The following is a 13,635-nucleotide window of genomic DNA, read 5'->3' as shown; positions in this document are numbered from 1 at the left end:
AATGCCTGAAGAAACTCTACTTTGTACTTTTTTGGTTGACGGCTTATTTTTTGGCATCGAGGTTGAGAAAGTTCAAGAAATCATCCGCTATCAGGAAATGACGCGAGTGCCGCTAGCACCCGAAGTAGTAGGCGGATTGATAAATTTGAGGGGACAAATTGTCACGGCGATTGATTTGCGGAGGCGGTTGGATTTGTGCGATCGGCCTGTAGAACAATTGCCCTTAAATGTGATTGTGAGAAGTGGCGATGAAACAGTCAGTTGGTTAGTAGACGATATTGGAGATGTCTTAGAAGTATCTCAAGCTGATTTTGAAACTCCTCCAGATACTTTTACCAGCAAAATACGCCCGCTAATTCGAGGAGCGTACAAGCTGCAAGGGCAGTTGCTGCTATTTTTAGATGTTGATAAAGTTGTAGATTTTAACAGTCATTAGTCAACAGTCAATAGTCATTAGTCATTAGTCATCAGTCATTAGTCATTAGTCAGTAGGAATTGGTAATTGGTAATTGGTAATTGGTAATTGGTAATTGGTAATTTGAACCAACTGTCAACTGTCAACTGTCAACTGTCAATTGTCAATTGTCAACTGTCAACTGTCAACTGTCAACTGTCAACTGTCAATTACCATGCCGATAACTATTGCAGATTTTGATTACATCCGCAAACTCGTGTACGATCGCACCGGTGTATTTTTGTCCGAAGATAAAATGTACCTCGTTGAATCGCGTTTAGCGATGTTAGCTAAAGAAGCCGGAGCGAACTCCGTCAGCGGATTAGTTGCAGAGTTAAAACAAATCAAACAACAGCGTTTTAACCCGCTTTACGAATCGACTGTCGAAGCAATGATGACAAACGAGACATTTTTTTTCCGAGATGTCAACCCCTTCGAGATATTAAAAACATCGGTAGTGCCGGAATTGTTAAAACAGATCCAGGGCGAGGGCCGTTTGAATATTTGGTGTGCTGCTTGTTCCAGCGGCCAAGAACCCTACAGTATTGCGATGCTGCTGCGCGAATACTTTCCGCAGTTAGCGAGAAATCAAGTACAGATACTTGGTAGCGACATCTCTACAGCAATGCTGAAGCGAGCAAATTCTGGATGCTACGCGCAGCACGAAGTAGTGCGCGGTTTACCAACAGCATTGTTACACAAATACTTCCAGCAGTGCGGCAAGGAATGGCAGATTAAAGAAGACCTCCGCAAGGCGATCGAATTTCGCCAAATTAACTTGACAGAACCCTTTGGATCGGTGCCTCAAATGGACATTATTTTTCTGCGAAACGTCTTAATATATTTTGATGTTCAGACAAAGCAATCGATTTTAGCAAGAGTGCGGCGGGTGTTGCGCCCCAAGGGCTACTTATTCCTAGGGGGAGGAGAAACCACTGTAAATCTTGACCCTGCTTTTGAGCTGGTGCAATTTGACAAAGGTATATGTTATCGATTGAGATGATGCGCGGTCGATCGACCGCGATAAAATTGGTTCGATCGTTCGGACTTTAGTCCTCTCTTTCGGACGCGCCCTCAGACCAAACAGGCAATTGATTAATTTTCCCCAGCGTTATATCTACATACTTTTGATTGTCCGCCGCCAGATTTTCCCCAAAATATCCATCATCGCCGTCGTGCTTGTGAGGGCCGCTGAAAGCTTCTGAATAGCGGCCTTGCGAACGGGCTTGATTGAACGGTGAAGTCGCGTACCAGTACCAGCGAGTCGGAAAAACTATGCCGCCAATATCCTCAATTGAATCGCGAGTGCCGCGAAAATGGAAAATGCGATCGGCTTCTGCAAAACCATTTTCTCCCGAAAACACGCCCCCAACCGAAACAACTGTAATTTCTGCCTTCAGCCATTCTTTAAGATAACGAGTAGCACCCAAAGCAACTTGTGCGCCGCCGCTAGTGCCAATTAAAATAACTTTCAAAGGTTTTTGAGGATTAGCTGCAATCGGAGATTTAGCATTCATGCGATCGATAATTGCATTAGCAATTCCCTGATTGTATGCAAAACCGTAGCGATAATCTAGAGAAATTGCAAACCTCCAAAGATTGCGAATTTTGATGAATACATCTCCCGCAATCGGCCCGCTTTTGGCCTGTTCTGCAAACCGCCAAAAAGGAGCTAGCCACCGCTCTCCTCCCAAACTTTTGTTAGAAGCTGAATAAGGAAAAATATCGCCCACTGCTACGCACTGCGGGTGATTTTTAACTAAACGCTTGAGAAAAAACTCTTCTCCCGGCGTTAATTCGTTCCCCGAAAAATCGCCAACTCCCGGTAAAAAGATGATATAACAATTGAGCGGCGAAGACTTGCGCGCTTCTAGATTGCCGTTGTTTGAGGGCAATATCTCCGGCGGATTTTTCTTGATACCGAAAGTTTCGGCGCTTTGACCCAGCCACCAGATCACAGTTCCCACCGGCGAAAGAATGCCCCAAATTATCAGGATTACACCTGCGATGGTCAACAAATTTAAACTTCCCCCGCGCAGCCACGCAAGTATCTGCAAAATCAATCTTAGCATTTAATAAAATCTGGTAGAATGCTGATTAATTACCTAATTACCTAGAAATATTTCGGTGATTGTGCTGTATTAGAGCTTATTTTGTTAAAGTTGTCAACTATCTTGAGGAGCAGGAGTTTAAGGTGAAGGGAGAAGATTCAATTACAGGTTTGCGGGCAACGCTGTGGAACGCACTTTCTTTGAACAGCAATTTTTACGAAAAAACTCCCTACACTCGCAGAACTAAGCGGATAGCTTTAACGATCGTAATTTTAGCAGCGGTGTCCCGCGTTTTGGGCAGTGCCGTTATTTTGTTAATCAATCGAACTGAACTATCGGTGTTGTTTTTAGCACTTTGGATAGATGCTTTGGCAATCGTGGGGGGTTATTATTTTTGGAGTTTCACTATCTTTAAAATCGGGCAGTGGCTGAAACCGGGTCACGTAACTTATGGGGAGTTGTTGGTGCCGATCGGATTTGCCTACGCTCCCCAAGTGCTGAATTTCTTAACGTTAATTCCGTTGCTGGGAGAAGGCATAGAGCGGATATTAGCTGTGTGGAGTTTGCTAGCTGTAATTGTGGCGGTTCGCCAAGGTTTGGATATTCAAACTCGCTGGGCGGTGTTAATTTGTTTTGTGGGTTGGCCGCTGATTCAAATTGCGATCGGCTTCGTGAAAGTTATTGAACAGTTGCTTTCGCAATGGCTTTCATTCAGTTGACAATTGACAGTTGACAGTTGACAGCGACCTCTACCTATAAGGAAGAGGATTGGAGTAATGAATCGTCTTCTTTTAATTTCTCCCGCTCGGGGAGAGGCTTTAAACCAATTCTTTCTGGTAAAATGAGGTAAATTGTCATAATCTAAAAGGCAAAATCGCCGCAAAAAATGCTGAGTCTCAAGCCCTCCTAATTTATTCTGGAAGTAGGCGACTAATAAAAATTAAAAAACGCTGCCGATTTGGCAATTGCGATCGCACGCCCGCAGCAATCCCTTAACCTGTTAAAATAAAATTGCTTTGGGGTGAAATACTTTTGCTCAAAGCACGTCATTTGGAACAAAAGCATTCCCCGATCGCCCGAAGAGGCACTTTGCCTTGCTTTCTTTGAGAAAATGCTTGACAGGGTGGCAGCAGCCAAGTAGAGTAAGATACAACATTCTTAGCCTTAATTTGCATTGCCACTTGTAGATCGTACTCTAGCTCGTACTGCGAGACGGCAACCACACCCTTACTATTCGGCTCTCCCCACTGTCCGCCCCCCGTTACCAGCGATACATTGTTAAAGAAGGAAATACACAAAAATTTACATATATAATTTGTGTAGTGTTCCAAATCGCTCCTCACCAGCAGCGATACAGCCCTCGCCAAGACAGTAGGAAGGAAAAAATATGTTTGAACGCTTTACAGAACAAGCCATTAAAGCAATCATGCTAGCCCAAGAGGAAGCGCGGCGCCTCGGTCACAATTTTGTAGGCACCGAGCAAATCCTTCTGGGACTCGTAGGCGAAGGCACTGGCATCGCTGCAAAAGTATTACTGGATATGGGCCTCAACTTGAAAGAGGCGCGCAATGAAATCGAAAATATCATCGGTAGAGGTTCCGGGTTTCTCCCGCCTGAAATTCCGTTTACACCCCGCGTCAAGCGCATTTTTGAGACGGCGCTTAACGAAGCGCGGCAGTTAGGCCACAATTACATCGGTACCGAGCACATCCTGCTTGGCTTGATTCAAGACGACGAAGGCGTGGCGGCGAAGGTGCTGCAAAATCTGGGAATCGATCGCCAGAGAGTTCGCACGCAGGTAATTCGTGCTGTGGGAGAAGTCGCGGCAGTACCCGGAGGCCGAGGAGATAGCGGTGGCGATCGCAAAATCCCGACTTTAGAAGAATTCGGCACCAACCTCACCAAGCTAGCAGCCACCGGCAAACTCGATCCTGTCGTGGGCCGCGAAAATGAAATCGAGCGCGTGATCCAAGTGTTGGGGCGCCGCACGAAGAACAATCCAGTGTTAGTAGGCGAACCGGGAGTCGGCAAAACAGCCCTCGCCGAAGGCCTCGCCCAGCGAATTGTTAACAGAAACGTCCCGGAAATTTTAGAAGACAAACAAGTAATCAGCCTCGATATGGGTTCGCTGATTGCCGGTACAAAATTCCGAGGCGAATTTGAGGAACGGCTGACGAAAATCATGGCGGAAATTCGCGCAGCAGGCAACATCATTCTGGTAATCGATGAAATTCACACCTTAGTCGGTGCAGGCGCGATCCAAGGCAGCATGGACGCTTCCAATATGCTCAAACCCGCCCTCGCCCGAGGCGAATTGCAGTGTGTCGGCGCGACTACCTTGGACGAATACCGCAAGCACATCGAGCGCGACGCAGCCCTAGAACGCCGCTTCCAACCGATTAAAGTCGGCGAACCGAGCGTGGCTGAAACAATAGAAATATTGTACGGTTTGCGATCGGCTTACGAACAGCACCACCGACTGACAATTTCCGACGCAGCTTTAGAAGCAGCGGCTACACTGTCAGACAGGTACATTAACGATCGATTTTTGCCAGACAAGGCGATCGACTTAATTGACGAAGCAGGTTCCCGGGTCCGCGTGATGAACTCGCAAACCCCGCCCGAAGTTAAAGAGCTCAAGAAACAACTGCCGGCTGTTACCAAAGAAAAAGATGCAGCAGTGCGCGAGCAAGACTTCGACAAAGCTGGTAAATTGCGCGATCGCGAATTAGAAATTGAAACCGAAATCGCCGCAGCTACGATCAACAAAAGCCAAGTCAAAACCTCTCCCATCGTTACCGAAGAAGACATCGCCCACATCGTGGCAAATTGGACGGGAGTACCGGTCAGCAAGCTGACAGAATCCGAATCTGAATTGCTGCTGCACATGGAAGACACGCTGCACCAGCGCTTGATCGGTCAAGAAGAAGCTGTCACCGCAGTTTCTCGGGCCATCCGCCGCGCGCGGGTAGGCTTGAAAAATCCCAATCGCCCGATCGCCAGTTTCATCTTTTCCGGCCCGACAGGCGTCGGCAAAACGGAACTTACAAAAGCCTTAGCAACATATTTCTTCGGTTCCGAAGAAGCGATGATTCGCTTAGATATGTCGGAGTTCATGGAACGCCACACTGTTTCTAAACTCATCGGTTCGCCTCCGGGTTACGTCGGCTACGACGAAGGCGGCCAACTAACAGAAGCAGTCCGGCGCCGTCCTTACACGGTCATCTTGTTCGACGAAATCGAAAAAGCTCACCCGGATGTCTTTAACATGATGCTGCAAATCTTGGAAGACGGCCGTTTGACAGATGCTAAAGGTCGCACAGTTGACTTCAAGAATACGCTGCTGATCATGACATCAAACATCGGTTCGCGAGTGATTGAAAAAGGCGGCGGCGGTTTAGGCTTCGAGTTTGCCGAAAGTGCAGCAGACGGGCAGTACAACCGCGTTCGCAGCTTGGTAAACGAAGAATTGAAACAGTTCTTCCGTCCCGAATTTATCAACCGCTTGGATGAGATTATCGTCTTCCGCCAGTTGAACAGGGAAGAAGTGAAGCAGATTGCAGACATCATGTTGCAGCAAGTCTTCAGCCGCTTAACCGAACAGGGTATTACTTTGTCGGTGACAGACAAGTTCAAGGATTTGTTAGTTACAGAAGGCTACAATCCCAGCTACGGTGCTCGACCTTTGCGCCGCGCCATCATGCGGTTGTTGGAGGATGTACTGGCTGAGGAAATGCTGTCTGGGAAGCTGAAAGACGGTCAAAGTGCGATCGTTGATGTGGATGAAAACGGTCAGGTTAAGATATTGCCCGGTGGCGAGTCTGAACCGAGATTACCTGAATTCGCATTGAGTCATTAATCCGATGACACGCGGATAAATAACGTCTGATTAAAAACCCGGTTTCTTGGAGGAACCGGGTTTTTAATTGAAAAATGCCAGTTGAAAAAAAGAATGCAATAGACCTATTGCAAAAATAACTAGGACGGGCTCTCCGGCCCATCCCACAAAAATAATTTTTTCTTGTGGGATGGGCCGGAGAGCCCGTCCGAAAATTTAATTTAAAGCATTTTTGAAACAGGTTTAGTAACAGTAACTGTAAGGTGCGGATACATCAACAATCCTCAAAAAAAGCGACAATCTGATAGCGACGCACCTTATTCTTTGCAATTGGTGAGGAAACAAACCCAACATTTCATGCCCAATAAAAAAGTTTGCTAAAAAAATATTGGGCTTGCTTCTTGATTTATTTAACCTCCCAGGTGCGTCGCTATTAGATTATCGGTCTTTCTTAAAGATGGTGGAATAGCGACACACCCTACGGAAGACTGCTGCATGAGTGTTGAAAATTGGCATTTACATCATATTAAATGAACAAACTAGGCGACACTTTAAAATAATCGCCGAGTGCCTTAGCTTGTGCTTTGCTAATTGCCCGCTTGCCATTGACAACCTCAGAAACTACGCCACTCGATCCAATGATGCCCACTCTCGTCAGCTTGACGGGTGCCGCTGGCTTCCATGATGTGTTGCAAAATCTCGTGAGGTTCGGATTTGTCAATCGGATAATTTTGGGCCTCGTAAACTTCAATTAGCGTTACCAATAACTTGTATAAAGCTTTTTCTTCGGGAGTGCGGTTTTTGGCGAACGTCAGCCCCTCTGCGACTGCTAGGAGGCGATCGTATTCTGCCTCGGTTTCGATCGCCCGCGGAGCGACTTCTGCCAGCAAATTGTTATAATTAGCTCGCTCGAAAGTAAGGGTCATTTTTCCATTTGTTTTTATCGTATTCAGCGTGGGTTAGGAAATATTTGTAATAAACAGTTTCACAGCAATTTTACTGTCGCCCCTGCTTTTCATCAGATGGGGGTGGTGGCTGTTTTTGGATTTTTTCCTGTTCTTCTCTCGCAGCTTTTTCTAAAAGGAATGCTGCTAAGCTGCTGATTGAACGGCGTTCTCGATCGGCCCAATCTTCAAGGATGTCATAGATTCCTTCTGCTAAATAGGTGGTTAAACGTTTAGTCATCGGAGATTTAGTTTTGTTTAAGCCGATCGTAGTCTATTGCGGGCTATTTCGCATCCACTTTATTGTCGCCCCTGCTTTTCATCAGACAAAGACTGCTGTTTTAGCAGTTTCTCCTCATGGTCTACAAGAGCTTTCTCTAACAGGAATGCTGCCAAATTGCTAGTCGATCGACCTTCTTGCTTTGCCCATTCCTCAAGGCGGGTGTAAATTCCGTCTGCTAAATATGTTGATAAGCGTTTCGTCATCAGAGATTCACTATTTTCTGGTCTGGGTCGATCGTTAGTGTGATGTATCTAGGCTATTCTGTCGAGTTTAGATCGTTTACAGCCCTATATAGGCTATATTGGTGCTATACTCGGAAAAGTCAAAAGCCAGCGCGTGCCCTAGGAAAGTTCGACGCTGGCTCGTGGCTCCACAAATACAAGGAGATATCCAAATATCAGGAGTTATCACCATGATAGAACCTTCCAGCGACGGGAGCGAATTTTCCTGCGGCTATCAGCAGGCCTTAGACGACTTCGGCATTTCGCAACTGCTATTGTGCATCCGCAACTACTCCGATGCCGATTTCGATACGCAGCGGATGCAGTTGAAGCAAAAAGAGCTCCACAGCTTAGCAGCCCATTTAATCGAACAGCTAGTCGCCAATCTCAAAGGCAGTCTCATCGCCAGCTACCTCAACACTCTGAGAAAAGCAGGTGACTATTCCAAACCTTGGGCAATCGTGCGGATTTTGCCCAATGCTCGAAACCACACTGTTGCCCGTTTTTGCAACCGCCAAGACGCTGACGATCATTTAAGAGCGTTGCGGCGGTTTGTGCGATCGGGAATCTTTGAGATTGTGTTCGATCGCACACAAGCGATCCAGAGTTAGATTAAACATTAATAGCTCTGCTTTACGGTGGGTTTCGGCCCACCTTTGCCTATAATTGTTTGCTGATTCTTGTTAATTTAGACTCTCAAGTCGCGCCACACAAAAAATGGTATGAGTCCAGCTTTTTATCCCAATACCGCATCCACAGGAATTTCTATATCTGGAAAAGCTAGAATGGATAAAGTCTGACCCCTTTGGAATCTTTGAATATTTTGGTATTCCGATGGAGAAGGTTCCCGATAAACTACGACACATTGCTCGTTAATATCTACCAGCCAAACTTCTGCAATACCCGCTTCGGCATAAAGAGGAATTTTGATATTTCTGTCAGTTTCAGCGGTTGTATCCGCTACTTCCACAATTAGTAAAATATCCTCCGACTGAGGATGTCCCAATTCATAAAAATCATCGCGCCGCCGCAGTAAGGAAATATCCGGTTCAGGTTCAGAGCGATCGTCCAATTCTACCGGATCTTGGACTCCAATGGTTACTCTTGATAATAAGCGGATATAGAATAACTCTGTCAGACGCTTGACATGGGATGTGTGCCTTCTACCGACGGCGGCCATTTGAACAATTTCTCCTCGAATCAATTCAACTCGGTCATCTTTGGTAAAGATGCCAGATTCAATCATCAGATGATATTCTTTTACTGTGAACAGGCGCTTGATTAACTGAGTTGTCATCATTTATTTTGCGCTCCTTTTAGTTGCCCTTTTTCGGTTCCATCGCTTTTGCTGCTTTCACAATCTCAAATCGCGGCGCAAAAAAAGGAATTTTTACCTATTGATTTAAGTTGATTTTTAAGGTAGATTTTAGATAATGGAAGTGGTGGCTTCAGTTTGAAAATTGCCACCACTTCCATTATCATATAATACCTTTTTAAGCCGGGCCTGTCAAGCTTTTGACCCGAAAAAAAAGGGCGTTTTTTTTAGATGTTATCACAAAAAAATATTGTTTTGGTAAACCGGGCTTCCCCGCGCGACAGGATTTGATGGCGGAAGAGTCAATCCCACGATTGGAATTGTACAATCCAATGCTGGACAAATGCCGAAATGCGATCGCGCCGAGTTTCAAAAGTAGCAGCAATCCAGATAAACACAATCCCGAAAGCCAAGCCGATCGCCCATTTAATCAGCGGATAGTCAAAAATCAGCACCACCAACTGATAGAAAACATTGATTAAGAAAATTCCTGTCCCCACAAACAAAAATGCCCGCACTCGCAGCGCCAAACCCGCAGCAATCGCCACCAAGCTAAAAAATCCTGCAACTAAACCGTGGTTGTGCTGAGTCAAAAGAGGTATCCCGCAAATCAGCGCCGTGGCTAGCATTCGCAGATTGTGGCGCAGGGTTTTTTGGGCTGATAGTTGCAAAGCGCGATTCCCTACGGGATAGCTACGCTTCACGAACTGAGCAACGTAAAGGAAAGAAAGCCCCAAAGGAGTAAAATACCATTCGGGTTGAGTCAATCCGATTTGTCCAAACCACCGCAGCAAGATCCAGTCAATTATTGCCACACTCACGTAGGTAAAACGGACTTCGCGCTTTTCCCAAGCTAGGAAAACATAGAAGGCGGCAGCTATGAGGAAGCTAATCGGATAAAACTTAGCCGGAGATTCCACAATAGCGACTATTGGAATCAGAGAAGCAATTATCTGCCAAGGTTTTTTTGACCAACCCCAGTTATCCCAAGGTAAGATGTAAATGAAATAGGCAAATAGAGAAGCGAGGGCAACTTTCCACGGCGCCAGCGGCCCGGAAATGTACTTGACTAAAGGCGTATTGATCCAGTAAAGCCGGATGCCAAAGGCTTCTAGCCAACCCAAGTAAATCCAAATTTCTGCCCGTTGGCGATCGAGATTGTTTCGCCCTTGCAAGAAAGCGTATTGAACTAATAAAGCACCGGTGACTAATCCTAAATTTAGCCCGGATTTAAGATCGTGGGTAGAAGCTGAAATCAGGAGTACGCTGCTCGCAACCCAGTGCAGGTGAGCAAATATTTTTAACTCCGCATTAGTTAAATGTAAATAGCTGCTGAGCCAAGGAGATAAAATGCGATAGATATATGTTAAAGTTGTGCCGAGAGTTGCTAGGACAATTAAGCCGTCGCCAAAAGCTCCTCCCGGTGTTTGAGAAAGTTGATATAGTAGCGATTCGTAAGCGGAAGCTGACACGCCTATTAATCCTAAATAAACCAAAGGTTTAAATTCTTGCTGCCGCCTACCAATGCCGATCGCAATTAAAGACGCACCTAACGAGATTAAACCGGTGCTATTGGTAAAAGTGTGCGATCGCAAAATCAAGCCCAACAGCCCGTAAAGTAGAGGTATAACGTGAATGCTGGGTAAAATTTGGCGATAATCGGGATTGCGCCGCCGCCACCAATCGCCCAACAATTGCGTAAATAAGCCGATCGCAATATTCGCTACTGCTAAATTAATCGTATTGCGTCCAATAAAGCTCAAACCGACTGCTGTAAACAACTCCAAACTCCAAGCCATGGCATAAATTGCCAGAGGGGAAAGTTGGCCCACACTTCGGAAAACAATCGCAGCCACAGTTACCAAAGTAGCAGCCAACACTTGAGTAGAGGCTGGTAAACTCAAGGTACTTCCTGCATCGTAGAGTTGAAAGGAATAAAGAGTGATGTTTGTCAACAGCAAGCTGGTGAGTAAGATGGCCCAACCATCCAAAGCTCGATCGTAAATTTGAGCTAAGGTCGAAGGTTCAGGCAACGTGCTAGAATAACGAACTATCGTGCTGCGAAGCAACCAGAGACACAAAAGTGCGATCGCCCCAGCAATTGCCCAAGCCCAACCAGACACAAAACCTAATTGATAAATTACCGCAGCTACGAAGCTCAAGCCAAATCCGACTTCTATTGCAGCCGCTGGTAGTTCAATTAAATAGTAAGTATTGACTAACATCAACAGCGCCGCAAAACCCAAACCAATTAACCGATATCCCGGAAAATCAAAAATCAGAAATTGTGCGACTATTAGGGCGATCGCACTCAAGGTACTGGCAAGTTGTTTGTGCGAAACCTCACTATATTTAGCAACAGCAGTCAAAGCCAAAGGCGCCGCCAACCAAAGCAAACTCCACTGAGGATGATGAGCGATATTACCTCCATAAAAATAATTTTGTAACAAGATAAAGCTGAATCCTGCTAATCCTAAGCCCAGATACCAGGAACTTTGGAACGACGCAGGATGCCAGCGGAAAAATGCAGAACTTTCTCGGGCATTTGCGGCTTTCATCCAGACAAAAAATCCCCATTCAGCCGCCATGAAAATTAATAAAATTGCCGCCCAAATATTGGGTGTCTGGTTGGGAAAAAACAAGTCAATTCCCGAAGCGATCGCGCACAAACCAATAATGTGAGTCAGGGAAACCCAAATTGCCGGATTTGGATGTTTGCCAACAGCAGAATCTGGCATCGAAACTCGCCGGGAATTCTCGGGAATTACGTATTTCCAAGTAATCCAAGCTAAAGTTAAAGTAGAAACCAATAAATTGAGCGATCGCCAAAAGGGATTGACGAAACTAATAACAGTTAAAACACTCCCCAAACCGAGAGCAAGATTTTCGCCAAAACGGGCAAGTTGAAATTTTCGCGATCGGTAGAGCCACTGCGCGGCACTTGCGGTTAAAATTAAATAAGGCAATAGCAGAACGCCCCAAACAGCCCAAGGAGTTTCCTGAGAGTTGGTAAGCTGAGTTAAAAATGCAACAAATTGTGTTTGAATCCCTAAAGGAACCACTCGCCAAAACAGCCAAATACTCTGAAGTCCCACGGCGAAAAGCATTAGCAAATCAAACTCTTGCCAAAACCGCACTAAGCGGTTATAAAAAAACCACACAGCCAATCCGCTAACTGCGATCGCCTGTAGCGGAATTTCGCGAAAACAAACCAGCCATCCCAAACCCAACAAAGCCCCTCCGGCTAATTGCCAGTTAAAAAAGTTGGTGGGCTTTGACCGATCGGATATATTGTTTCTAATAGTCCCAGATGCGAGGGGTTGCTGCCAATCGATCCACGCTAAAAGGAGGCCGCAAATTCCCAAAGCTAAACCCATTTCAGGGATATTTACATTCTTGACAAATATCGCCCTACCGAGTAAAATTCCTAAAGAATAAGCGACTAAAGCCGCTTTTTTGTAAGTGAGAAAATCTCGGCTGGAACTGAAAGCAGCGGCGATAGTTTCAGTGTTTCCCCCGGGTGTGATGGATTGCAAGCGTTGTTGCTGAACTTGATAAACTGTAGCAGCAGCAGTTCCCACCGTACCCAAATAAACCGCAGCTAGGGACAAGCAGGAAAATGCCCAACAAGAGTGCAAATAACTCAATCCCAAGTGATTTAGGGCGATCGAGCGAGTTACATTTTTCCCCCACAAACTTTGATACTGATCTTTGATAATCCCGCGGGTTATCCAAGTCAAAATAAGTGCGGCTGCGATTGCTACCGCCCAATTCCAGGGATATTGCCACAATCCAAAAGTATCCATCGCCCAAAAATTGATCGGCACTAGCAACAGCGTCACTTCTTGCAAAGTTTGAGCAGTCAAGCGCAAATTCGACTGTTTTTTCGCCCAACTGCTAATTGCCCAAAAAGTTAAAGTATAAGCTAATAAAACTCCGTATTGTCCGGCAGCCGGAAATCTTTCCCACTGACTGGCAGCTAAGACTCCTGAGGAGACAACTACCATGAACACTCCTAAAAACAACAGCCACACCACGCTAATTTCGGCTATTAGCGACTGCAAAATCTGACTGATAAAAGTTGGGGTTTGAGGGGTTTCTGCGCGCTCCGCAACGTTTTTTGCGGTGCTGGGCAATGCTTTTTGTGTTGATAGAGCAGGTACTTTTGGTTGGGGAATAGGAGCGAGGCGGCGATCGTCAATTTCAGAAAGGCCTACAGCGGGATCGGGCAGCGGGCAGACTAAATGCTGCCGGCACAATTGCTCAACCTCAGCGGGCGAAATCAAGCCCAGCCGCAGCCACGCATCCAAACCTGTCAATAACTCAGGATGGGAGGCTAAGATGCTGAATTCTATTTTGCTCGATCGACCTTTAGGAGACGACATCGGATTAAACTGGTACTAGCTACATTCCAGCTATAGCCTAGATTTCTGTCGAGCGAACATCCGAGTATTCCGCCCTGAGAATTGGCACAATAAGTAATTATCGCAAAACAAAAAATTAACCGCGTACATCTGCGTGTATCTGCG

12 protein-coding genes are annotated in these 13,635 nt (G+C 45.9%); 5 read left to right on the top strand and 7 right to left on the bottom strand.

The window, feature by feature from the left end; genetic code table 11:
* Position 1: 1 nt before the first annotated feature.
* Entirely contained in the window at positions 2 to 436 is a 435-nt protein-coding gene (locus QUB63_RS13960; RefSeq protein ID WP_332945848.1) for a chemotaxis protein CheW, read from the top strand.
* Positions 437 to 629: 193 nt separating this feature from the next.
* Positions 630 to 1,457, top strand: a complete 828-nt coding sequence (locus QUB63_RS13955) for a CheR family methyltransferase (RefSeq protein WP_332945846.1) — start codon at positions 630 to 632, stop codon at positions 1,455 to 1,457.
* 46 nt (positions 1,458 to 1,503) lie between these two features.
* Here the strand turns inward: QUB63_RS13955 and QUB63_RS13950 are convergent, their stop codons facing one another.
* Positions 1,504 to 2,526 (bottom strand): hypothetical protein, encoded by a 1,023-nt coding sequence (locus QUB63_RS13950; RefSeq protein ID WP_332945845.1) that lies wholly within the window; start codon positions 2,524 to 2,526, stop codon positions 1,504 to 1,506.
* 122 nt (positions 2,527 to 2,648) lie between these two features.
* Between QUB63_RS13950 and QUB63_RS13945 the strand changes: the two genes are divergently transcribed.
* A complete protein-coding gene (locus QUB63_RS13945) occupies positions 2,649 to 3,224 on the top strand; it encodes a hypothetical protein (protein ID WP_332945844.1) in 576 nt (191 codons plus the stop codon).
* 327 nt (positions 3,225 to 3,551) lie between these two features.
* Here QUB63_RS13945 and QUB63_RS13940 read toward each other — a convergent pair whose 3' ends face one another.
* Positions 3,552 to 3,836: a hypothetical protein gene (locus QUB63_RS13940; protein WP_332945842.1), complete on the bottom strand. Its 285-nt coding sequence runs from the start codon at positions 3,834 to 3,836 to the stop codon at positions 3,552 to 3,554.
* A gap of 56 nt (positions 3,837 to 3,892) precedes the next feature.
* On the opposite strand from QUB63_RS13940, the gene QUB63_RS13935 reads away from it, so the two are divergent.
* On the top strand, positions 3,893 to 6,364 hold the full coding sequence (locus tag QUB63_RS13935) for an ATP-dependent Clp protease ATP-binding subunit (RefSeq protein ID WP_332945840.1): 2,472 nt from the start codon (positions 3,893 to 3,895) through the stop codon (positions 6,362 to 6,364).
* Positions 6,365 to 6,957: 593 nt separating this feature from the next.
* Here QUB63_RS13935 and QUB63_RS13930 read toward each other — a convergent pair.
* The 3 genes from QUB63_RS13930 to QUB63_RS13920 form a co-directional block, all read right to left on the bottom strand.
* The gene (locus tag QUB63_RS13930; protein WP_332945838.1) at positions 6,958 to 7,269 is read right to left on the bottom strand and encodes a helix-turn-helix domain-containing protein; all 312 of its coding nucleotides are present in this window, start codon (positions 7,267 to 7,269) and stop codon (positions 6,958 to 6,960) included.
* 70 nt (positions 7,270 to 7,339) lie between these two features.
* Complete coding sequence (locus QUB63_RS13925) at positions 7,340 to 7,528, bottom strand: ribbon-helix-helix domain-containing protein (protein WP_293189205.1); 189 nt, start codon at positions 7,526 to 7,528, stop codon at positions 7,340 to 7,342.
* 59 nt (positions 7,529 to 7,587) lie between these two features.
* Positions 7,588 to 7,773: a ribbon-helix-helix domain-containing protein gene (locus QUB63_RS13920; RefSeq protein ID WP_293176592.1), complete on the bottom strand. Its 186-nt coding sequence runs from the start codon at positions 7,771 to 7,773 to the stop codon at positions 7,588 to 7,590.
* 161 nt (positions 7,774 to 7,934) lie between these two features.
* Between QUB63_RS13920 and QUB63_RS13915 the strand changes: the two genes are divergently transcribed.
* Positions 7,935 to 8,402, top strand: coding sequence for a hypothetical protein (locus QUB63_RS13915; protein WP_332945834.1), 468 nt, complete (start codon positions 7,935 to 7,937; stop codon positions 8,400 to 8,402).
* Positions 8,403 to 8,527: 125 nt separating this feature from the next.
* Here QUB63_RS13915 and QUB63_RS13910 read toward each other — a convergent pair whose 3' ends face one another.
* On the bottom strand, positions 8,528 to 9,088 hold the full coding sequence (locus QUB63_RS13910; RefSeq protein ID WP_332945943.1) for a Uma2 family endonuclease: 561 nt from the start codon (positions 9,086 to 9,088) through the stop codon (positions 8,528 to 8,530).
* Positions 9,089 to 9,408: 320 nt separating this feature from the next.
* Positions 9,409 to 13,491, bottom strand: coding sequence for a hypothetical protein (locus QUB63_RS13905; RefSeq protein ID WP_332945832.1), 4,083 nt, complete (start codon positions 13,489 to 13,491; stop codon positions 9,409 to 9,411).
* Between the last annotated feature and the right edge of the window lie 144 nt (positions 13,492 to 13,635).

It is taken from the genome of Microcoleus sp. ARI1-B5, assembly GCF_036705795.1.
In the GTDB taxonomy this organism is placed as follows: domain Bacteria; phylum Cyanobacteriota; class Cyanobacteriia; order Cyanobacteriales; family Microcoleaceae; genus Microcoleus.
Note: the sequence above shows the minus strand (reverse complement) of the source record. Positions and strands in the feature narration are given on the sequence as shown.

Excerpts from the sequence above, each read along its gene's own strand:
- QUB63_RS13960 (WP_332945848.1), top strand. The coding sequence starts at position 2 with ATGCCTGAAGAAACTCTACTTTGTACTTTTTTGGTTGACGGCTTATTT.
- QUB63_RS13955 (WP_332945846.1), top strand. The coding sequence starts at position 630 with ATGCCGATAACTATTGCAGATTTTGATTACATCCGCAAACTCGTGTAC.
- QUB63_RS13950 (WP_332945845.1), bottom strand. The coding sequence starts at position 2,526 with ATGCTAAGATTGATTTTGCAGATACTTGCGTGGCTGCGCGGGGGAAGT.
- QUB63_RS13935 (WP_332945840.1), top strand. The coding sequence starts at position 3,893 with ATGTTTGAACGCTTTACAGAACAAGCCATTAAAGCAATCATGCTAGCC.
- QUB63_RS13930 (WP_332945838.1), bottom strand. The coding sequence starts at position 7,269 with ATGACCCTTACTTTCGAGCGAGCTAATTATAACAATTTGCTGGCAGAA.
- QUB63_RS13925 (WP_293189205.1), bottom strand. The coding sequence starts at position 7,528 with ATGACTAAACGTTTAACCACCTATTTAGCAGAAGGAATCTATGACATC.
- QUB63_RS13920 (WP_293176592.1), bottom strand. The coding sequence starts at position 7,773 with ATGACGAAACGCTTATCAACATATTTAGCAGACGGAATTTACACCCGC.
- QUB63_RS13910 (WP_332945943.1), bottom strand. The coding sequence starts at position 9,088 with ATGACAACTCAGTTAATCAAGCGCCTGTTCACAGTAAAAGAATATCAT.
- QUB63_RS13905 (WP_332945832.1), bottom strand. The coding sequence starts at position 13,491 with ATGTCGTCTCCTAAAGGTCGATCGAGCAAAATAGAATTCAGCATCTTA.